This is a genomic window from Flectobacillus rivi (genome assembly GCF_030056655.1).
Lineage (GTDB): Bacteria > Bacteroidota > Bacteroidia > Cytophagales > Spirosomataceae > Flectobacillus > Flectobacillus rivi.
On the sequence record NZ_JASHIE010000009.1, the window covers coordinates 81,497 to 104,601 of the forward strand.

The following is a 23,105-nucleotide window of genomic DNA, read 5'->3' on the forward strand; positions in this document are numbered from 1 at the left end:
AATTTACTGAAAATTGCCTTTTGCAAGGCAATCATTGTCGGATTCTTTGGTAAATTTAGATACATATAGAAATTGTACAATTCTATGGCTGTTCATAATATTTCCCTCAAGAATGTTTCTGCAAGATAATCACGAAATTTGAAACCTTCATTACCTTTGTTGAAACTTGTTTAATAAATAATTTTAACCATAAAAATTCTTCAAATAATGAAATAAATCAATCTGATACAATAAATATATTAGATTTTTATTAGACTATTTTGATTGGTTTTATTATAGTTTTTGTTCAAAATACCATACTCATTACTCAAAATTATGCTTAAATCATATAAAAATACCGTAACTGAGCGATTTTTACGCTATGTTCAAATAGATACACAATCAGACCCAGATTCATCGGCACAGCCTTCTACCGAAAAACAAAAAGATTTGAGTCGTGTATTGGTCGACGAACTTTTTGCAATGGGTATCTCAGACGCCGAGCTAGACGAGTACGGTTATGTATATGCCACAATACCAGCTACTTCTGAAAAAATAGTGCCTGTGATATGCTTCTGTTCGCACGTAGACACATCTCCAGATTGTTCAGGGAAAGAGGTAAAACCTATTATTCATCATAACTATCAAGGACAGGATTTAGTTTTGCCAGATGATCATTCTCAGATAATTCGTTGTGCCGAACATCCTGATTTGCCTGCCCAAATTGGTAACGATATAATTACCGCAAGTGGCAAAACTTTATTGGGTGCCGACAACAAAGCAGGCGTTGCCGAAATTATGGATGCTGCCTATTACTTAATGACTCATCCTGAGATTCAACACGGAAAAGTTAGAATCTTGTTTACGCCAGATGAAGAAATCGGTAGAGGAACAGCTAAGGTAGATCTTGAAAAACTAGGTGCTGATTTTGGATATACAATCGATGGCGAAACATTAGGTTCGTTGGAAGATGAAACATTCTCGGCTGATGGTGTGGTAATTAAAATTACAGGTGTGAGTCAACATCCTGGTTTTGCCAAGGGTAAAATGGAAAGCGCCTTGAAAATCGCTGCTGAAATTGTGGCAAATCTGCCCAAGGAGACTCTTTCTCCAGAGACTACCGAAGGTAAAGAAGGCTTTATTCATCCTGTTGGCATTTCAGGTGCGGTAGAAGAGGCATCTGTTAGTTTTATCATTCGTGATTTTACAGAGGAAAAACTCCACGAGCATGAGACGTTTTTGAAAAGCATCATGGAAAAAGTTTTAGAAGACTATCCCAATTCGAAGGCGATTTTTGAGGTGCATGAGCAGTATCGCAATATGAAAGAGATTCTGGATCAATATCCTCATGTAACGGCTTATGCGCTAGAAGCTATTGAGCGTGCAGGTATTCCTGCCAAGCAAATGAGTATCCGTGGTGGTACAGATGGTTCTAGACTTTCATTTATGGGCTTGCCTTGCCCGAATATCTTTGCTGGCGAGCACGCTTTTCATGGGAAGCACGAATGGGTGTCGGTTCAGGATATGGAAAAAGCAGTGGAAACCATTGTGAATTTATGTTGTATTTGGGAGGAAAAAGCGTAGGTCAGTAAGGCTAAATCATACTTTGATTAGTAAAATGACAAAAGTATGATTTACCTCCATAAATTTGTATTATCATCTCAAAATGAATTTGAGCTATTTCATTTTATGCACATGATATTCCGTAATTTTAGGTGCATGAAATCCCAACTTTATGAAAAAATTATTCCTACTCGACGCAATGGCATTGATTTATCGTGCTCACTTTGCGTTTCAAAAAACACCTCGTATTAGTTCAAAAGGACTAAATACTAGTGCTGTTTTTGGTTTTGCTAATACCTTACTTGAAATTTTAGCCAAAGAAAAACCTACCCACTTGGGTGTTGCCTTTGATACGCCAACGCCTACGTTTCGCCATGTGCAGTTTGAGGCATATAAGGCGCAACGTCAAGAGCAACCTGAAGATATTACTGTTGCAATTCCTTATGTAAAGCGCTTGTTAGAAGCCATGAACATTCCTATTTTATTGATGGAAGGCTATGAGGCTGATGACGTCATTGGTACATTGGTCAAGAAGGCTGTTCGTGAACATGAGGATATGGAAATTTATATGATGACTCCCGACAAAGACTACGGTCAGTTGGTAGAGGAGCGCATCAAAATGTACAAACCTGCCTTTATGGGCAAGGGAGTCGAAATTCTTGGACCACAAGAGGTTTGTGACAAATGGGGAATCGAAAGTGTATCTCAAGTGATTGATATTTTAGGTTTGATGGGTGATGCTGTAGATAATATCCCTGGTATTCCTGGTATTGGTGAAAAAACAGCGCAAAAGCTTATTGCCGAGTTTGGAAGTGTTGAAAACTTGATTGCCAATGCAGATAAATTAAAAGGCAAGCAGAAGGAAAATGTGGTCAACTTTGCTCAACAAGGCTTATTGTCAAAAGAGTTAGCTACGATTCTATGTGAAGTACCTATCGAGTTTCATGAGGAGTCATTGAGACTTTCAGAAGTAAATAAAGACTTACTCTCTCCACTTTTGGATGAATTAGAGTTTAGAACTTTACGCAAACGCTTGTTAGGTGAGGAATCTGAACCTGTAGCTAAAGAGGAAACTGTTTCTGCAAAAGCTTCAAAAGCTGCTGCCGCAGGTCAAATGGATTTATTTGGAGGATTGGTTTCTGAAAAACCTCTTGCTATCACCGAAACGACGCTCGAATCTAAACAAAATATCTTTTCTACCATTCATCAATATCATGCGGTAGATACCCCAGAGCTTCGTCAAAATTTAGTACACTTTTTGAGTTTACAAGAAGCTATTTGTTTTGATACAGAAACAACAAGCGTTGATGCCGTGGAGGCGGAATTGGTGGGATTGGCATTTGCTTATCGTAAAGGCGAGGCATTTTATGTCCCTGTACCAGCCGATCAAGCACAGGCACAAGCGATTGTCGATGAATTTCGTCCTGTTTTGGAAAATGAGAATATCAAAAAAATTGCCCAGAATATCAAATATGATTTGATGGTTTTGCAAAGATATGGTTTGACTGTAAAAGGTAAATTGTATGATACCATGTTAGCGCATTATCTAATCGAGCCAGAAAAACGCCACAATATGGATATTTTGGCAGAAGATTATTTGAACTATACCCCTGTATCGATTGAAGAGCTTATTGGTAAAAAAGGAGCGAAGCAGGGAAATATGCGTGATGTAGAACTGGAAAAAATCAAAGAATATGCTGCAGAAGATGCCGATATTACTTTGCAACTCAAAGATAGACTACATCCGATTTTGGCTGAAAATGCAGGAGCTGTTAAATTGTTTGAAGAGGTAGAAATGCCTTTAACACAAGTTTTGGCTGATATTGAAATGGAAGGTGTGCGCATCGATACAGAGTTTTTGGGCAATATGTCCAAGGAACTTGAAACTGATATGCGCATTGTGCAAGACAGAGTTTTCGAATTGGCAGGTGTAGAATTTAATATTGGTTCACCGAAACAATTAGGAGAAATTCTTTTCGAAAAACTCAAGCTTGACCCCAAAGCTAAAAAGACCAAAACAGGTCAATATATGACAGGGGAGGAGATTTTGTCAAAACTAGAATCTGAACATGAGATTGCAAAAAAGATTCTGGATTTTAGAGAATTACAAAAGCTAAAATCTACCTATGTCGATGCCTTGCCTCAGTTAGTTTCGCCAACAACAGGTCGTATTCATACCTCTTTTAATCAGGCTGTGGCGGTTACGGGTCGTTTGTCAAGTACTAATCCAAACTTGCAGAATATTCCGATTCGCACACCTCGTGGCCGTGAGATTCGCAAAGCATTTATTCCTAGAAATGAAGAGTTTTTGATTTTATCAGCCGATTACTCTCAGATAGAGTTACGCATTATGGCGGCTTTTGCACAAGATGAATCTATGATTGAAGCCTTTAATCAAGGTAGAGATATTCACGCAACAACGGCTGCAAAAGTATTTAATGTGAGCTTGGATGAGGTAACGTCTGATATGCGTCGAAAGGCTAAGACCGTAAATTTTGGTATTATTTATGGCGTATCGGCTTTTGGTTTGTCACAACAAATTGCGATTTCTCGTACCGAAGCCAAAGAAATTATTGATAGTTACTGGAGAGAGTTTCCTGCCATAAAACAATATATGGATTCAGCGATAATCAAGGCTAGAGATACAGGCTATTGTGAGACGATTCTTGGTCGTAGAAGATATTTAAGAGATATCAATGCTCAGAATATGGTCGAAAGAGGTTTTGCAGAACGTAATGCTATTAATGCGCCAATTCAAGGTTCGGCAGCAGATATGATTAAGGTGGCGATGATTAAAGTGAATGATTTTATCAAAAAAGAAAAACTTCGTTCTCGTATGATTTTGACAGTGCATGACGAATTAGTATTCGATGCTCATCGCGATGAGTTAGATTTACTAAAAGAACGTGTAAATGACTTGATGATTCATGCCATAGATTTTCCTGTAAAAATGGAAACAGGTATGGGCGTTGGTCAAAACTGGCTAGAGGCGCATTAATGAATATGATTTCCAACTAAATAAAACAGGTGCTGGTGCTGGATTCCTATCCAGCACCTACTTTTTCTTAGGATTCTAATCCTAAAACCATAAAATAGTTTTACAACAAAATAAAAAGTTCTCTGTCGAGAAAATACAAGTTTATAGACCAATTGAGTCTATATTTTATCAGCCAATGCTGGTGCTGGATTCCTATCCAGCACCTACTTTTTCTTAGGATTTTAATCCTAAAACCTATAAAATAGTTTTACAACAAAATAAGAAGTTCTATGTCTAGAAAATACAAGTTTATAGACCAATCGAGTCTATATTTTATCAGCACTGCAACAGTTTATTGGGTAGATGTATTTACAAGAGAGGAGTACAATAATATCCTCATAGAAAACCTATCTTTCTGTGTTAAGGAAAAAGACCTTGATATTTATGCCTATTGCTTGATGACCAATCATTTTCATGCCATCATCGGAACGAGAGGAAGACCGATGGATAAAATTTTACGTGAACTAAAGCAGTTTACCGCAAAACGTATTATAGCCGCGATTGAAACCAATCCGTTTGAATCAAGAAAAAAATGGATGTTAAGGCTTTTTGAGTGGTCTGGTAGGCGAACAGCAGGGAATGAGAAATACCAGTTTTGGCAACATGATAATCATCCTATATGGCTAAATTCTTATGATGTGATAATGCAAAAATTGGATTATATTCATCAAAATCCTGTGAAAGCTGGTTTGGTAGATAAGCCCGAAGATTGGCGATATAGTTCGGCAAAGAATTATTATACTAAAGAGCAAACAGCGTTAGAGGTAATTTTATTAGAGTAATAAAGGATTGGAATCCTTAGAAAGATTGGGTGCTGGATAGGAATCCAGCACCAGCGTAGGAAGATTGGCGATATAGCTCGGCAAAGAATTATTATACTAAAGAGCCAACGGTATTAGAGGTAATTTTATTGGAGTAATAAAGGATTGGAATCCTTAGAAAGATTGGGTGCTGGATAGGAATCCAGCACCAGCGTATAATCCAACACCAGTACATGAAATGCCAGTTTTGTAATAATCTTACCTTCAAACATTTTCCTCTCTTCTTTTTAATATCTTCGTAAAAACATATACTAAGAATATCTTTCCATTAAACACATGAAAAAAATGCTACTCTATGCTCTACTGAGCATACTCTCTTGCTATGAGATATATTCTCAAACAACGACAAATCAGTCACAAGTACCAGCTGAAGATTCTTTGAAGTTAGGACTCAAGTGGAAAAATGCTCCTATATATGTTCGAAGTATGCCTTTTGCTATCTATACTGGCGCTGGTAAGTTGTCTGACCGTGTGGCTCAGAATATAGAGATAGGAAAGTCTTTTAATATTGTAGATTTAGGGATTGCCTACGGAAGAAACTCTTTGCGCCCTGATACTACTTCTTTTTTGGAAGCAAGAGTGACAATGGATGTTTGTAATATGGGAATATTTGCCAACGAAATGACAATAGGAGCGGGAAAACTCTTTGACTCCCAAGGAAGTTTGATGTTAGAGTTGACCTACAGTATTTTTGCACAAATATCTCCCAAATGGGGAATTGGCTTAGTAACAGGATATTATGATTTTAGTAATGAATATTATGACTCATCGAAATCATTCTATGGTTTTTTAATAAGATATGGACTTCAAAGGACAGACAGCGGAGGTCTTTTTGGTTTAGGAAGAGGGCATGGACGCCCTGGAAGACCAGGCAGAAGTCATGGACATGGAAGATAAAACATGAGCCATCCCGAATTTTTAGGATTGGGATTATTCTCCATAATTTTCATCAAAAAAGCGGTCGAAAAATATTTTTCGACCGCTTTTTTGATGCTATTATACTAGATTTTATTCAGCTCAAGACGCAAACATTGTGTCTCTACTACTAGAATACAAATTTTAACATAATCACTCATCCGCTCAATCACTAAATCACTAAATTAGGGACGACTCAGGTTTCTTACAAACCGTATTTATCTAACAAGTAAACTAATGAAGCCATAGAAGCTGCACCAAGCTCTAATTCACGTTGGTTTACGGTGTCAAATTTGTCATTCGAAGCATGGTGATATTCAAAATAGCGTTGAGAATCTGGTTTAAAGCCAATCAACACTGTTCCTTGCGGACCCAATGGACCGATGTCGACACCTCCGCCACCACGCTCGATTTCGTGTAAACCGTATGGAGCAAACAAAGATTTATATCCTTGGATTTTTTCGAAAACAGAGGCAGCAGCACCCTGAATACCAAAGCCTTTTGGTGTAAAACCACCACTATCTGATTCTAAAGCGAAAATATGTTTCTCATTATTCTGCTTCGCTAACTCTGCGTATTTGATACCACCACGGTTACCATTTTCTTCATTCATAAAAAGAACAATACGGATAGTGCGCTTAGGTCTGATACCTAGTTCTTTAAATAATCGTAGCACTTCCATCGACTGAGCAATACCTGTACCATCGTCGTGTGCGCCCTGAGCAACATCCCAAGAATCCAAGTGACCACCCACTACAATATATTCATCTGGCTTTTCAGAGCCTTTAATTTCAGCCACTACATTGTGTGATGGAGCGTCATCTAAGGTTTCACAGTTTTGTTTGAAGAAGAACTGCGTTTTAGGGTTTTCTTTAAGTGTTTTACTTAAAAGTTCTGCGGCATTGGTTGAAATAGCTCCAGCAGGAATCAAAGGAACACCTGTGGCATATTGCATCGAGCCTGTGTGAGGATAATCGTTCAATGTGTTACTCAATGAACGTATAATCACACCGATAGCGCCTACTTTACTGGCTTCATTAGCTCCACTGCGACGTTGGTCGCCTGCACCGCCATAGGCTTCAAAGGTATTGATTTTTGTCGCATCCATCGGACGATTGAAGAAAATGATTTTACCTTCGCACTTTTCTTTTCCTAAGGCGCGTAATTCTTGAAAGTTCTGAACCTCTATTACTTCAGCTTGTAATCCTTTTTTAGGCGTTGCAATTGAGCCACCTAATGCCAATAAAGGAACAGTAATTTTCTGCTTACCATTTACAATGTATGCTTCTTCTTTTGCACCGCGTTCCCAATGAGGAACCATCACATCTTGTAAGAAAACACGATCTGCACCTGCTTGCTCAAGTACACTTTTACCCCATTGCACAGCCTTAGCAGCATTGGCAGAACCTGCCAAACGCCCACCAATTTGAGTAGTTAGTTGACGAAGCCATTCATAAGACTGTCCATGAGTAAGAGTAGCGTCATATAATTTTTTAACGATAACTGAGTCGGCTGTTTGCGCTTGACTGAGCGTTGCCGACAGTAATAGTGTTGTGATGAAGGAGTATTTTTTTTTCATGAATAAAGGTAATGTTTGCGTGTAAGACGGAGCCAAACACTTGTGGATTGAATGAAAATTATGGTTTGTTGAATTGGCTTAATTCAGCCATGGTATAGGTTTTCAGACCTAATTTAGCACTTTCTGATAAAATATACGTCAAAAATTCGACTTCAAATCCATATTCTTGTCCTGTCTGCGGTGTTTGAAATAAAGGTTTATGCCCAAAAAGCATTGCAACACTTTGGGTATTCTTTGCCTTTTTCAATACTTCTACTATCTCTTTTTCGGAGAGTTCATTACTAATATCAATCATTAAGGCGCTTACGCTTTTAGATTGATTGGGTTTAAAATAGATTTCATTGATCTCATCAATTTTTCGCTCAAATACCCAATTCCCAAGCCTTCTTTTTTTCAGGGAAACATCTCTCAATAGATTGAAATATTGGTAGAGCTTTTGGTCGAGCCACCAAAACTGAGAGCCTCCCGGATGGGCAAAGGTCGTAGGCGTAAAGCCATGTTTTTTCATGGTGTTTAAAGCGGGAAATATTTCCACTTCAAAGTATTCTCGTATCGAATTACGCCACACAAAAGGTATGGATTGGGTATGTATTGCACCATGACAAGCAATTTCATGACCATCTTTGGATAATTCACTTAACATATTCCATTCTTCTGAGCTAAGGCTATCAGGCTGAGTCAAGTAAAAGGTTACATGCGCATTATATTTCCTAAATATAGGACGCAATAAATGCCATTCTTTGATGTATCGGTCATCAAAGGAAAGTGCGATTCCAGCCTTGGGCATATTTTGTGGAAAGAGGTAGCTTCTGAAAAGCCATAAACTGCTCATACTTAGCGCCACTAATAATGCAATTATCCCTCTTTTTTGTCTTATAAATATCATTTATTGAAAGGTTGAAATGTACACTCGATATTCTTATAACTTTGTAGCGGGAAAAATTTAAACTTATAAAACATGTTCAGACGACCTGAAATTTTTGAGCAATTTACAAATTTAGTTGCTGCAGAAACCACCAGGCATGGTGGAGTAAGCGAAAAACCTTATACTTCGCTCAATTTGGGCCTGTATAGTGGTGACAAAAAAGAAACAATTATTCAAAACCGCAGAATTTTGTATGATGCCTTAGGAATTGGAGAACGTAGAGTAGCACATTCTCGACAAACCCACAGCGATGAGGTGGTTGTGGCAACTAGAGGCAAAACATTTCAAGGTTATGATGCATTGGTTTCAAACAGAAAAGGTGTTTTTTTGAGTGTAACAGTAGCCGATTGTACACCAATTCTGATTTATGATCCTGTAAAACAGGCAGTCGGTGCAGTACATGCAGGTTGGCGCGGAACAGTCAGACAAATCACCGCAAAGGCGCTTCAGAAAATGCAAGAAGAGTTTGGGACAAGACCCGAAAATTGTTTTGCTTATGTAGGTACTTGTATCGATGAGAAAAACTTTGAAGTAGGTATCGAGGTTGCTGATGAATTTAAACCAGATTTTAAAAGGTTTGACGACGAGCGCCAAAAGTATTTGATCGATTTGAAAAAGGCTAATCTTTCACAACTGTTAGACTGCGGTGTTCCTATCGAAAACATTCAAGTTTCTCAGTATTCTACAATTTTAAATAATGACGACTATTACTCTTTCCGAAAAGAAAAAGGTAATACTGGTCGATTTACTACCATCATAGGCATCCAGCCTGAATAATTATTCTCTTGACAATTACCTGACGGATTTGAAAACCAGGGTTAACTATTGTTGATTAAACTGCTTTATAGACATTCTTTTTCTTTAATTTATACAGATGGCTATCGAATCTTGTTTCGATAGCCATTTTTGATTTTGTGGAAATAAAGGATAAAATTGACTTATTTGAAGGCTTTATTCTTGGTAAAATTCAATAAAATTGTAGTAAATAAAGAACTTGTGTTGGAAAAATTATATTTTTTAGGTTCTTTGAAACTTAATGCTTTAACTTTGTGTCATAATACCAAACGAGATAATACTGGTTTAGTTATAGAGTGTTAAATGTTGCGTAATTTTTTGATTTACAGAAAATTGCATAAGTGTTATCTCTTGCAACCTTCCATAAATGATTGGAAGACACTCTTCACTCAAATACTCTCAAAATGAAATACAATTTGTTATTGGCAGATTTAATTGTGAAGGAATCACAAAATGCCGCAGCTTCAAAAACTACGAAAGGTAGTGTAAAATCTGAAAAGAATAGTCGCAAATCATTCTGGAAAGCAGTTCTAGCTTTTATGCTTCGCAACCAGAGCGCGACAATGTATCGCGTAAGCTAGTAAAAGTATCTATGAAAAAACAAAAGCAACTCGGCAACCTCTTGATAAGCAAAAGACTTGAGAACGGAAAGTAACCTCTCCAATCTCAAGTCTTTTTGTTTATTTACGGATTTATAGTTTCACTCGGAACTCCTTATTCAAAATTCCACATTTTGTTAGTTTCCTCCATTCTTCACACGACTTTTTTCTTCATCCAAACCAGTTGATCGGTTACGAGCAGCAGATACTTTTGAGTTACCAAAGCGATAGCTGAATGTCAAACGTACCTGACGACTGTCCCATGTATTGCTTGAAATAATATCAACCGAGCCATATTGTGTTGTCGCTGTAGCTTTGTTGGTAAAGAAAATATCTTGAACGTTCAATTTCAAAGTAGCCTTTTTGTCAAGCAATGTTTTCTGGATACCGAAGTTTACTGCACCTTGCGAGTTGATTTTGAAAATACTCCACAAACCACCAGAAACGTACCAACCGCCCAATTCAAGTTTGTAATCTTTACCTAAACTAAACGTGTTGTTCGAGTTTAAATAATAGTTGGTTGCTGACGGAACTACATTGATGTTCTGAATAGCTCCCTGTACTTTGGTATAATTCAAGTTGAACTCATTTACACTCATCCACCATTTTGTAATTGGCACTGGAGCCGAAATCGTCACGCCAAAGTTATCTTGTTTTGCCAAGTTGTCTACCGTTTGATACGTAGCTCGTGTTGCATCGTTTTGCTTCAAGATTTCAGACATAAAATCTGACGTATGGCTGTAATTAATCGTTGTAGAAATAATGCCTTTGTATGAGTGCGTTAATTCAAATGAATTGGTCAATTGTGGACGCAAATAAGGGTTTCCAACCTGATAAGTATAAGGGTCTAAGAAAAAGACAAATGGATTTAATTGGTCATACCCTGGGCGGTCGATACGGCGACTGTAGGTTACGCCTAATGTATGATTCTTGTTTGCCTCGTATTGAACAAATGCACTTGGGAATAACTTCAGATAGTCACGGGTAAAAGTCGAATCTTTTAAGGTTTCATAACTAGTAGATTTACCATCTGCGATTGTCCATTCTGCACGTAAGCCCAACTGTGCACTAAACTTATTCCACTTGGTTTGGTAGTTTAAATATGCTGCGTTAATATTTTCTTTGTACACAAACTGATTGCTATTTCTTTTCAACAAATTCAAACCACTACCTTCTAATTTTTCATAAAATCTTAAATCATTATCAGTAATAACATAACTTGCTTTTACCCCCATACCCCATTTTGTATCTTTCGATACAGGCAAGGTATAATCTAACTTAAATGAATACTGGTTGATACTTGAGAGACTTTTATTTACCAAAGTTGAGTCTGAACGAAATTTGCTTGTCAAATCTCCTCCATTAAAGTATTGCGTAATATAGTCGTTGCTTGAGCGATTGTCGTAATACGCATAGTCCAAATCGACAGTCAATTCTCTACCCGTAGAATCGTAGGTATGTTTTAAGTTTAGGTTAGTCGAGATATTTTTCCAAGGTTGCGATACATTATTTGCTGTCGGAATAGTCTGTGTAAGCTTGTTGTTGACATACTTGGTTGTTACCGTCAAAGCAGAGTCTGCGCCCCAACTTCCTGATGAACCATTGACCAAGACACCAATTGTTGTTTTATCGGAAATAAAATAATCTACACCTGCTTTTAGAGAGTGATTGTAGCTAAAGCTCATTCTTTTTCCGTCGGCATGATACATTTCGTTTTGTGCTCTGAAATAGCGGTAAATATCATTGGTATTTTCTTGGCGACGTTCGTTCCAGCTATAGTTGCCATACGCATTTACCTTGCCATTACGATAGTTAAGGTTGATACCAGCATTTTCACGAAGATATTTACCATGACCAATACCTACGTTGGCTGAACCGTTCAAGCCCATATTGACATTTTTCTTCAACTTAATATTGATAATACCTGCAGTACCTGCTGCATCATATTTTGATGAAGGGTTAGTCATAATTTCGATTTGAGCCAATTGCTCAGCCGAAAGGTTACGCAAAAAGTTTGCTAAATCCTGACCCGATAAATAAGAAATTTTACCGTCAATCATGACACGTACACCTTGTTTGCCTTTCAAACTAATGTTTCCATCTTTATCAATCATCACATTGGGAGAACGCTCTAATACCTCTAATGCAGTAGAACCAGCTGCCATGATGCTGTTTTCGACATTGACTACAGTTTTATCAACTTGACGTTCGATAAATGGCTTTTGAGCAGATACCGTAACCTCGCCAAGCTGTTTACTTTCTTCTACTAATACAATACTTGCCAAGTTGATATTATTATTTCCTTCCGAAATAATGATTTTTGGCGTAAAATACTTTTTGTATCCCATTTGAGTCACGCTTACAAGGTATTCACCCGCATTTACGGATTCAAACTCGAAATGCCCGTTAGCATCGCCTAAAGCACCTTTTACTAAAGTGCTATCTTTGGCTTTAAGTAACGTTGCCGTTGGAAATTCCACAATTTTATGTTGGTTGTCGCTGACCGAGCCAGTAATTTTTCCTTTTACTTGTGCCATTCCCGCATAGCTCAATCCACAAGTAATGATTGCCGAAAGTATAAATCGTTTCATCTTTTTGAAGTGTTTTATCATTGTATCGTGTCTCAAATAGGTTTAGAGGCACTTGAGGTAATGTGAGTATTATATCTCTCTTTGAGATTTGATTCAAAGTTAATTGTTAAACAAGCTACTTTGCAATGCAAACTACCTGACTGGCTTCTCCAAATGATAAATGGTAAATTGAGCCAAGAAAGCATTTGGAAGAAAAAAAAGACCTGTGAGAGAATTTGTAGATAGGATGCAGAAGTGCAATGAAAGGTTGCAGACGATGTTGTAAAAATTGCAAAAAAACTTTAGTTAGAGGAAGGAATTATGATAAGTGGTTGATTATGAGAAGTAAATGAAAAGGATTTTGTGAAGAATAAATGTACTCTTACTATAATTTGTAGAAACTTTTGCTTCAGGATGTGTGTCTAAACACATCCTGAAGCATTGTATTATAAAGAAGCAATAATCTTTAAACCATTTAAGGTAAGGGTTTTATCTACTTCATCAAACTCAGAACGAAGAGGAGTCAGGATAGAAGAAAGCCCGCCAGTTGCCAATACTTTACATTCTTGTCCAACTTCTAGCTTGATTTGATGAATCATTTCTTTGACCATTCCTACATAACCCCACAAAATCCCTGCTTGAATCGCATGGACGGTATTTTTACCAATGGCTGATTCGGGCATAGAAAGGGGTACTTCAGGTAATTGTGCCGTATTGGAAAACAAGGATTTCACCGCTGTTTTAAGTCCAGGAGCAATCGAAACACCCAAAATTTTGCCTTCACCCGAAACAACAGTAAAAGTGAGCGCTGTCCCAAAATCGACAATCAAGCAATTTTGCTGGTAAGTATAATAAGCATAAGTCGCATTACATACCAAATCTGTACCTATCTCATAAGGACTCAAAATTTCCATGTTGAGCTTATCGTACATTTCTGGACCAACCATCATGGGATGAATACCAAACATGGTTACCGACATATCCTTAATAACAGCTCGTAAATCAGGAACAACACAGCTAATAATAATATGTTGAATGTCGCTAAGTTTGAGCGAATTTTCTAAGAAGAGCAAACGAAGTTGCGCCTCATAATCTTGAGAACGTTGTGAAAAAGAGGAGCTTATGCGAAACTGGTGAATCCACTGCTGGTCATCGTTTACACCAAAAACAATATCTGTATTGCCTATATCAATTGCTAAAAGCATAAAGTATATGACAGAAACTCTCTGCCAAAAAGCTTAATGAATAATGTGAAAAGGGTTAAAATCTTTTCTCAAAAGTACATATTATTTTAAGGATTTTATCTATCTAGAAAAGATACAACCCGTGGAGGAGTTGTTAGAATACTCTCCACGGGTTTGCTGAAATCCCTAAAATCCAATACGACTTCTTCTTTGTTTTCCTTTTGAATCGTTGGCATATTCGTGCATATCGGCTAATTCTTTTTCAAACCCACCTGATAAAATCGGGAATCGCAACCAACTGCGAGGATCAAGATTGCGGTCGTCGACATGGAAGCTTGGCGCATAACGCTCGCGTTTCCATTGGTTACGACTCCATAAGCGGAAAAAGCGGTCGATACTCATGACCAATTTTTCTTTACTGTAAATACCCTCAAACTCCAACTCCATTAGCTCAAGACAATCTTTTGGTGATTTTTTATCTCTAAATGCAGCTGTTTCTATAGCATTCAGCAAGTCGTAAGGCATCAAATCTTCTTCGTCGATTTGTTTTGCTTCTAATGGACGAAGCTCTGCGGTTGGTTGCAGATTGTTCATCGCATTCAAACCCGAAAGTTTTAGCTGTCCATCTAGCCCTGTATGTTCTAACCAACGTAACCAATGACGCAAGAAATGCTTGTCAATACCAGCAATTGGTGAAATAGAACCAGAAGTATCGCCATCCATAGTCGCATATCCAACGGCAGCTTCCGAGCGGTTTGAGGTAGCTAGCAACAACGCATTATTGATGTTGGCCAAAAGCCAAGCACTTGGGGCGCGAACCCTCGCTTGGATATTTTGGAGAGCCAAATCGTCGGTTTCCCAAGAAAGATTTCTTCCAATAGCTCCCTGAATTAAATCTTTGTAGGTTTCTACCAAACCATTGATATTAATATCGTAAAAGGTCGTATTGAGTGATTCTGCCAGTGAACTTGCTGAATAGCGTGTATCATTTGAGCTATTTTCAGTTCCTTGATAGATATTGGTAATCAAGGCCTTCGATAATTCTTGAACACTTTGACAATCTTGAATTTTCTTGATATGTCCCAATTTTTGTTTGAAGCCTTCTAGTCCTAGTTCAGCAACACCAAGCTCAATCGCCAAATAACACAGACCTGTAATAGCCGAAGAGTCGGCTCCACCCGAGAGTGATATTACCCAACCCGATGAACGAGACTTTCTGAGATAATCAAACAAGGCTAAGGCAATTGCTCGAGCAAATTCTTCCTCTTTCTGAAAACCTTTTGCCTCCCAATGCTCCAATTCAAAACGTTGCTTGATAGGTTTGATAGGAGGGAAGTCATATAAGAATGGCACTTTTTGTGAGGTTCCTGAAAAAGTTAAGCGATTTTGAACTTGCTCCAAACGAACTTTATCAATATCTATCACGGCTGGTGTCAAATAAAAATCACGATAGCTAAAGCGGGTACCCGAAACCAACATTTCGCCTGCTTGTGCCACCATCGCATCGCCGTCGAAAATGGCACGACCAGCTTCGTTCCCTAACAGATTGGCATAGATATAAGCGACCCCAAAAGCTCTTGATCCGTCTTGAACAAGGCGTTCACGAGTTTGAGTTTTGAAGAACGCGAAGTGCGAAGCTGTTGGATTCAGGATGATATCTACCCCTTGCAAATAAAGCGAGCGCCCAGGGCGATTGGCAATCCAAGCATCTTCACATATTTCAAATCCTATTTTTACGCCACCTGCTTCAAAGATTAAATCTCCCACAGGATAGCTAAATTCTCCGATAGTGAGTTCTGTACGCTGATTGTCTGGCCAAGGCTGAAACCAACGAGTTTCGTAGTGTAATCCGTTATTTGCTAAATTTTTCTTACAAGCAAAGCCTCGAATTTGTTTATTCGCAATCAAACAGGCAGCGTTATACACCCTGTTGTTGATACGAATTGGCAAGCCCACCGAGACAATAATGCCCGAAGTAACCTCAACGATGTCTTGGAGTATTTCTAAGGCTGTTTCGCAAGTTCCAGAGGCATAAAACATATCCTCGCAGCCATAGCCCGTAATACATAGCTCAGGCAAACATAAGATTGAGATATCTTGGCTTTTGGCTTCTTCGATACAGCCAATAATATTTCTTTTATTGCCTTCCCATGCCAAAGGTGTTTGATTGACCACCCCAGCTGCAACTTTTATTAAATTCATGAATTTTCAGATAAGTAAGTTAATGGGCAAAATTAAAAGAATTTTACCCGCCCTAAGCTTTAGGCTGTAAGCATTACGTCAATTAGACCTTTGTGATAAAACAAGAACTTAGTACAATCAAGTTCCTACGTATGCCTGTCAGTGTTAAGCGCTAATTCTTTTTGTCAAAATCAACTCTTTCGCCTGGCAACAAGTACTTGAATTTCTTTTTTCCTGTCTTTTTATCTTTTTTACCATTGTATTTTTTCCCTCCGCCTAATCTACTCCAAGGCCAGTGTTTTTTGGTTGTAACCCAAGAAAATGCCGCCCGAGGACGAAAATTACCCCCTTCATGTCGATGTTCTGTACTGACTCTACATGTTTTTTCGGGACATCTTCTTGCCCAAATACAGCCTGTTAGTAATTGACAGGCGCCTACGAGTAACAAAAACAAAATATATGCTCTTAGTTTCATATAGTCGATACGAGACGATTTTAATAAAAGTTTATAAAATTAATATTCTCTAATGAATCTAAGAGTATGTTTAAATTTCATAAGTCATTGAAATAAAAGATTATGTATTCGTTTTCTGAAATCCTGCTGTTTGAGCCGCAGGCGAGTTTAGGATTTCTTGACTTTCTTTTGTTACTTTTCTTGTGTCAAGACAAGAAAAGTAAGGAGTGTCAAATGGAAATTCTGTTTCTTTTACAAATGCCAAATAATTTTTTTAACATACTCTAAGCTTTACCTGCACAAAATAGCAAATAAAAAGGTAGTCTTCGATGGAAGACTACCTTAAATTTTAACGATTACAAAATAGATATATTTAAAATAAGTAAGGAATATAATGTTGTTTTAAGGAAATTTCGAGAAAAGTAAATTATTGTCTAGAATATCTACTGACAGCCATATCGCCCAAATCAATCACTAAGCCATCAGGACTTAAAATTTGACCATTTGAAAAATGACTGTGTTTGTTATCACGATACTGTGGTTGTGGGGTATGTTTGAAATAATAACCTTTGCCGTTGATTGCATAAATACCCTGTTCGAAGTCATTGAATAAGAATCCGAAGTGTTCTTTAATCACGCTTGCCTCGTTGTTAGTGCTATTGTTAAACTGAGAAGGTTCCAACAATAATCCTTCTGGCTCGGCAAGAATAAAGTTTTGTCCACCAATTTGAACTTTGGCACATACGTCGCTTACATACTCAATGTCTGAAGCACCCATTGTGTCAGAATAGAAACCAATTGATTTCTTTAAATTTTCTACTACCAAGTGGATGTTTTCGATTTTGCAAGTCGAAGCGCTAACGTCCTCACGTTGAACAAACAAAAACAACTGATTATTGAAAGGCGAAGTAATCAATACCTCAGTAGTAGGTTCGTCAGGAAGCATTGATTTGCTGTATTTGATTGGATAGCCAGCCGCTTTCAATTCTTTGGCCGTTCTTTTCAAATCTGAAGTAGCAACAACAATCCATGCCAAACCATAACTGTTGATACATGAGCCCCAGTTTTCTACGCTTTTGTTGTAGTTGCAAGTAGCGTTTGGTTCTGGTTTTTCTTTTTTGAATACTCTGATAACGGGAGAGTTGGGTAACTCAAATTCATAAATGTTTTGATCGTTGTTGGTCATCAAGTTTGCACCCAAAACCTCTTGAAAAAAGAACATCGCTTTAGGTTTTTCATCTTGATTAGCAAGTGCTAAACTAAAATAATCCAACTTAACACTTTCAGACTGAGCAAAAACACGACTTGACAATAAAACAAGGGCAACAAGAGCCATCAATGAGTTGCTAACCAACGTATTAGCAACAGATTTTTTTAACAAAGTAAGGAAATTGTTCATAATTATAATCTTTTAATGTGTTGCGATAAATATAGTGTGGAAATAATATAAAAATGATTGTTGTATTTGCTTATTGATAATTACGAAATACGTGTTTGTCATTAATTACTCGGCCACTAGGCAAATGATAACTCTCATCTGTATATAGTGGTGATATATACGACTAGGAGTTGAAAAAAGATTAATATTTCGTAAAAAAAGGGAATTTGGAAAAGACGAGATAATTAATGGTAGTACCTTATGTTGCTCATTTAAAAGTATTACTTAATTATGCTTTGCGCCTCGCTCTAATACTGCACTTTCCAAATATCATAGAACACTGTAATACTTAACTAAAAAGACGGTTTATCTAGTGATTAGGTATTACAAGTTTAATTGTTTATAAAATTGAGACTACTTGAAGCTGACTTGAACAAATATAGTAGCAATAAATGAACAATGCAAGAAAAAAATAAAAGAATTTTCCTGAAATAAGGGGAAAATTTATGATGTGCGTAGAATATTGGGTTGGTAAAATAATTTATAATTAAATGTGTATAACTAAATATTTCTGTTTTTGTACTATTTGTTTTATCGTAATGCGCTGAAATTCAATATTTTAAATAAATGCTATTATATGTTGTGTTATATATTTGTTATTGTTTGATAAGTGTCGTACATTTTTGATAAAAGTAGAAAGTGTTGTTTTAAATTTTCGCAATCGTATCTACAACTCAAAAAAAATAGAGTATGTTTTAAGAATCCCTATTTTTTTTTACCTTTGAATTAGAAAATTATAGATTTTTAATCAGCCTGCCTAAGAAGTCTTGCAAAAAGAAAATTATTTTGAATTACAATTAATATTATTGAATCTCTGAGCCCTTGCCTGTAAACTTAAATTCCCTTTATAGGAAATCATAAAAGGCTGTAATTGTATATGCCAAAATAAAATATCAATCTAATATTGAGGTGAGCTTTGCTTTAGCTTTCCTGTCCTATTCAACTATGATTCGTGTAATTTGTTTGTTGGTCTTGTGGCTGCAATTGTGCAATGATTCTGTTGCACAAGGACTCAAACCGTACTTTATTCGCTATGGTACCAACCAGGGGCTTTCTCAAAGTCAGGTTGGGGCTATATTGAAAGACAAACAAGGCTTTATGTGGTTTGCAACACAAGAAGGTCTTAACAAATTTGACGGGTACACCTTTACCATTTACAAACATTATCCAAACGACGTCAATTCGCTTTCTGACAATAATATATTCGACATTGTCGAGGACTCAAAAGGCTATCTGTGGATTGCCACAGGAAGAGGACTTGATAAGTTTGATAAAACTACAGAGGTTTTTACCCATTACACAACACAACTTCCCGATATAAAAATTAGAGATTTATTTATCGACTCCAAGCAGCGCCTTTGGCTGGGAACTGCCGACGGACTTTATTTATTTAATGGACTTAAAAATAACTTTAGTGTTTTTAAACATCTTGATAATCAGCCAAATTCTTTAGCTGACAACTATGTGTATCGAATGGCGGAAGATGCCAAAGGAAATTTATGGATTGGTTGCAAAAATGGCTTATCGTTTTTTAACCCCAATACCAAACGTTTTCGTAACTATGCGCATCAAAACAATAATCAACATTCTTTGTCAAACAATTGGGTAACAAGTGTTTTAAAAGATAGTCATAACCGAATGTGGTTTGGAACCAGAGGGGGAGGATTGAACCTCTACAACGAGTCTTCAGATGATTTTGAGGTATTTCTACACAAAGCCAATAATCCCAATAGCTTGGGGCATAATGACCTTCTTTGTCTTCAAGAGGATGAAAAAAACAACATTTGGATTGGGACAGAAAACGGTGGATTAAGTGTGCTTAACCCCCAAAGTTTTAATTTTACGACTTATACATTTGATGCAAACGATCCCAATAGTCTTAGCAATAACTCTGTTTATAGCATTTATCGTGACGACATAGGGAATATTTGGGTGGGGACGTGGTCGGGAGGTGTAAACTTCTTGCCAAAGTTTGGGAGAAAGTTTAAAAGCTATAAAAATCAGATAGGAAGTAACAGCTTAAACAACAATTTTGTCTTGTCTATTACTGGCGATGGAAAAGACCAAATATGGATTGGTACCGATGGGGGAGGAATCAATTATTTCAACCGTAAGACCCAAGCCTTTGATTTTATCAAAAATAACCCTTCTAATCCCAATAGCCCACGAACAGATTACGTCATTGCTGTTGATTATTTTGACCCTGCTATGTTGGCATTGGGCTATCATCGGGGAGGCTTTGGTTTGTACAACATTCTGACGAAGACATTTGAAAATTATTCTATTGATACCTCCGACCCTAAATCTCGAATTAGTTCGTGGAGTGTAAATTCCGTTGTACGAGATCACCAGCATAATTTTTGGATTGGCACTTGGAATGGGGGCTTGTGCATGATGAATGCTCAGACTCATGAAGTGACATCTTTCAAACATGAACCAACTAACTCAAATTCAATTCCTAACAATAATATTAATATTGTTTTTGTAGATAGAGATGGACGAACTTGGGTTGGTACAGAAACGGGCGTCGCACGATATATTCCAAGCTCAAAATCATTTGCTCGATACATTCATCAGGTAAACGACCCACAGAGTATTTCTAACGATTATATCACTTGTTTTGCAGATGGTCCCAAGGGTTATCTTTGGGTAGGAACAAGCGGTGGTCTGAATTTGCTGAATATAAAAACTGGTAAATTTAAAAGATTCTCAGAAACTGATGGCCTTGCTAATAATGCCATTAAAAGCATTGTAATTGACAAAAAAGGAAATCTTTGGATTAGCTCTAATAAAGGTTTGACAAGGTTCAATTTCCATAGAAATGATATTCGAAACTATTCATTGGCGGATGGTTTACAAAGTAATGAATTCAAAGCTCGAGCATCTTTCATGACCCAAGATGGGGAAATTTATTTTGGTGGTCCTAATGGCTTTAACAGCTTTTACCCCGATAGCATCAAAGACAATACCTTTGTGCCTCCAATATACATTACTGATCTTTCGATTTTTAATACGCCTATCAAGACAGGATTTTCGAATCATGATTTTCCAACGCATATCAATGCTTCCAAAAAAATTGTCCTCAATTATGATCAGTCTGTATTTACTTTAGCGTTTGCTGCTTTGAATTTTACCCTTCCAGAGAAAAATCAGTATGCTTACAAACTTGAAGGTTTTGATAAGAAATGGAATCATGTAGGCAGTAATCGAAGTGCAACTTATACCAACCTAAATCCTGGTACTTACTGGTTTAAGGTGAAGGCGTCTAACAACGATGGCATTTGGAATTCTGAAGGTATAACGCTTGAAATAGTAATACTTCCACCGTTTTGGATGACTTGGTGGTTTAAAGTTTTGGTACTTTTTCTAGGAATAGGCATCATAGTATTGGTGTATTGGCTACGAGTACGAACGATACAGAAACAAAATGAACGATTAGAAAAAGAGGTTGTAGAAAGAACCATTCAATTACAAAAAGCCACAGATGAAGAGCATAAGGCTCGTTTGGAGGCAGAAAAAGCTAACAAAGCGAAAAGTATTTTCTTGGCTACAATGAGCCATGAAATTCGTACGCCTATGAATGGTGTAATCGGTATGACTGGCTTACTCAACGAAACAGATCTTTCGGAAGAACAAATTAGTTATGTAAGAACCATTAAGCAATGTGGCGAAGACTTGTTGTCGGTGATTAATGATATTCTAGATTTTTCTAAAATAGAATCTGGAAATATGGAACTGGAGGAGCGAATCTTTGATGTGCGAGCTTGCGTAGAAGAAATGCTTGATGTGTTTGCCTCAAAGGCTTCCGAAGCTCGTCTAGACCTTATGTACGAAATTGGATACAATGTGCCACAGCAAATTGTAGGTGATGAGCAACGTTTGCGTCAAGTACTACTTAATCTAGTCGGAAATGCTATTAAATTTACTTCTAAAGGTGAAATTTTAGTAAGAGTTCAACTTCAAAAGCAACATGAAGAACACGTCGATTTATTGTTTGAAGTAATTGATACTGGTATTGGAATTCCAGAAGATAAACTTTCTCGCTTATTCCGTGCTTTTTCACAGGTAGATTCCTCTACAACACGCAAATATGGTGGAACAGGTTTGGGGCTTGTTATTAGCGAAAAACTTATTCGATTGATGGGTGGTGCTATTGGAGTTCAAAGTAAGGAAGGAGAGGGAAGTAATTTCTATTTTACGATTCATTCAAAAGTTAGTAAAGAACCTATTCAATCGTATCGCTTACTCAACGAGGTAAGTTTTGACCATAAACGAGTTTTGGTCATTGATGATAATCAAACCAATCTGAAAATTCTTAACCAACAGTTGAGCTCTTGGGGCTTGGAAGTTGTTTTAGTAGAGCGAGCTGCCCAAGCACTGACATTATTGGCAGACGAAACCGTAGTTTTTGATGCGGTTATTACTGACCGTCAAATGCCAGGAATGGATGGAATAACACTTGCTAAAAATATTCGTGAACAGCGAAAAAACATGCCTATTATCTTACTGACTTCAGTGACGGATGATTCGCATAAAAACCATAAAGATTTATTTGCTGCAGTGCTCACCAAGCCTGTAAAACAGCACTTGCTAAGTAAAACCCTTCTGATGATATTAAAAAAGACTGAGAAAGCCCAGGATGGAGCGAATGTCATTCATCAGAGAAAGCTTTTTACGGATTTTGCTCAACAATATCCATTAGAAATACTTGTGGCAGAAGATAACCCTATGAACCAGTACTTAATAGGAAAAGTGTTGAATAAATTGGGTTATCAACCCCAAATGGTCAATAATGGACTTGAAGCTTTATTGGTGACTCAAGAAAGATACTTTGATTTAATCTTTATGGATGTACAAATGCCAGAAATGGATGGGTACGAAGCTTCTATGAAAATTAGAGAATTGCATTCAAAACAACCAATTATTATTGCGATGACAGCAAATACCATTGATGAATGCCAAAAAGAAATCGAAGATGCTGGGATGAACGACTATTTGAGTAAACCTTTTAGTTTAGATACGATCGTCAATAGTTTGCAGAAGTGGGCAAAGGATCGTTCTTAAT

14 protein-coding genes are annotated in these 23,105 nt (G+C 37.3%); 7 read left to right on the forward strand and 7 right to left on the reverse strand.

The window, feature by feature from the left end; translation table 11 throughout:
- The first annotated feature begins 315 nt into the window (after window positions 1-315).
- The 4 genes from pepT (at window position 316) to QM481_RS13240 (ending at window position 6,297) form a co-directional block, all read left to right on the forward strand.
- Window positions 316-1,563 carry a peptidase T gene (gene pepT, locus QM481_RS13225; RefSeq protein ID WP_283382097.1) on the forward strand — a complete coding sequence of 416 codons (1,248 nt, stop codon included), beginning with the start codon at window positions 316-318 and terminating at the stop codon, window positions 1,561-1,563.
- A 151-nt stretch (window positions 1,564-1,714) separates the two neighbouring features.
- Complete coding sequence (gene polA / locus QM481_RS13230) at window positions 1,715-4,540, forward strand: DNA polymerase I (RefSeq protein ID WP_283382098.1); 2,826 nt, start codon at window positions 1,715-1,717, stop codon at window positions 4,538-4,540.
- A 269-nt stretch (window positions 4,541-4,809) separates the two neighbouring features.
- Window positions 4,810-5,361 carry an REP-associated tyrosine transposase gene (locus QM481_RS13235; RefSeq protein ID WP_283325813.1) on the forward strand — a complete coding sequence of 184 codons (552 nt, stop codon included), beginning with the start codon at window positions 4,810-4,812 and terminating at the stop codon, window positions 5,359-5,361.
- Window positions 5,362-5,676: 315 nt separating this feature from the next.
- Entirely contained in the window at window positions 5,677-6,297 is a 621-nt protein-coding gene (locus QM481_RS13240) for a hypothetical protein (RefSeq protein WP_283382099.1), read from the forward strand.
- A gap of 223 nt (window positions 6,298-6,520) precedes the next feature.
- On the opposite strand, the gene QM481_RS13245 is transcribed toward QM481_RS13240, so the two are convergent.
- Window positions 6,521-7,894 (reverse strand): M20/M25/M40 family metallo-hydrolase, encoded by a 1,374-nt coding sequence (locus QM481_RS13245; RefSeq protein WP_166551271.1) that lies wholly within the window; start codon window positions 7,892-7,894, stop codon window positions 6,521-6,523.
- 58 nt (window positions 7,895-7,952) lie between these two features.
- Window positions 7,953-8,780 carry a polysaccharide deacetylase family protein gene (locus QM481_RS13250; protein ID WP_283382100.1) on the reverse strand — a complete coding sequence of 276 codons (828 nt, stop codon included), beginning with the start codon at window positions 8,778-8,780 and terminating at the stop codon, window positions 7,953-7,955.
- A gap of 72 nt (window positions 8,781-8,852) precedes the next feature.
- On the opposite strand from QM481_RS13250, the gene pgeF reads away from it, so the two are divergent.
- Window positions 8,853-9,596, forward strand: a complete 744-nt coding sequence (gene pgeF / locus QM481_RS13255; protein WP_166551273.1) for a peptidoglycan editing factor PgeF — start codon at window positions 8,853-8,855, stop codon at window positions 9,594-9,596.
- Window positions 9,597-10,018: 422 nt separating this feature from the next.
- The gene (locus QM481_RS13260; protein ID WP_166551274.1) at window positions 10,019-10,195 is read left to right on the forward strand and encodes a hypothetical protein; all 177 of its coding nucleotides are present in this window, start codon (window positions 10,019-10,021) and stop codon (window positions 10,193-10,195) included.
- A gap of 155 nt (window positions 10,196-10,350) precedes the next feature.
- Here the strand turns inward: QM481_RS13260 and QM481_RS13265 are convergent, their stop codons facing one another.
- The 5 genes from QM481_RS13265 to QM481_RS13285 form a co-directional block, all read right to left on the reverse strand.
- Window positions 10,351-12,804, reverse strand: coding sequence for a TonB-dependent receptor (locus QM481_RS13265; protein ID WP_283382101.1), 2,454 nt, complete (start codon window positions 12,802-12,804; stop codon window positions 10,351-10,353).
- Window positions 12,805-13,229: 425 nt separating this feature from the next.
- Window positions 13,230-13,988 (reverse strand): type III pantothenate kinase, encoded by a 759-nt coding sequence (locus tag QM481_RS13270; RefSeq protein ID WP_166551276.1) that lies wholly within the window; start codon window positions 13,986-13,988, stop codon window positions 13,230-13,232.
- 165 nt (window positions 13,989-14,153) lie between these two features.
- The gene (gene nadE, locus QM481_RS13275; RefSeq protein ID WP_283382102.1) at window positions 14,154-16,169 is read right to left on the reverse strand and encodes an NAD(+) synthase; all 2,016 of its coding nucleotides are present in this window, start codon (window positions 16,167-16,169) and stop codon (window positions 14,154-14,156) included.
- 151 nt (window positions 16,170-16,320) lie between these two features.
- Entirely contained in the window at window positions 16,321-16,623 is a 303-nt protein-coding gene (locus QM481_RS13280) for a hypothetical protein (protein WP_166551278.1), read from the reverse strand.
- Window positions 16,624-17,029: 406 nt separating this feature from the next.
- Window positions 17,030-18,001: a VOC family protein gene (locus tag QM481_RS13285; RefSeq protein WP_283382103.1), complete on the reverse strand. Its 972-nt coding sequence runs from the start codon at window positions 17,999-18,001 to the stop codon at window positions 17,030-17,032.
- Window positions 18,002-18,985: 984 nt separating this feature from the next.
- On the opposite strand from QM481_RS13285, the gene QM481_RS13290 reads away from it, so the two are divergent.
- The gene (locus tag QM481_RS13290) at window positions 18,986-23,104 is read left to right on the forward strand and encodes a hybrid sensor histidine kinase/response regulator (protein ID WP_283382104.1); all 4,119 of its coding nucleotides are present in this window, start codon (window positions 18,986-18,988) and stop codon (window positions 23,102-23,104) included.
- Window position 23,105 lies beyond the last annotated feature (1 nt).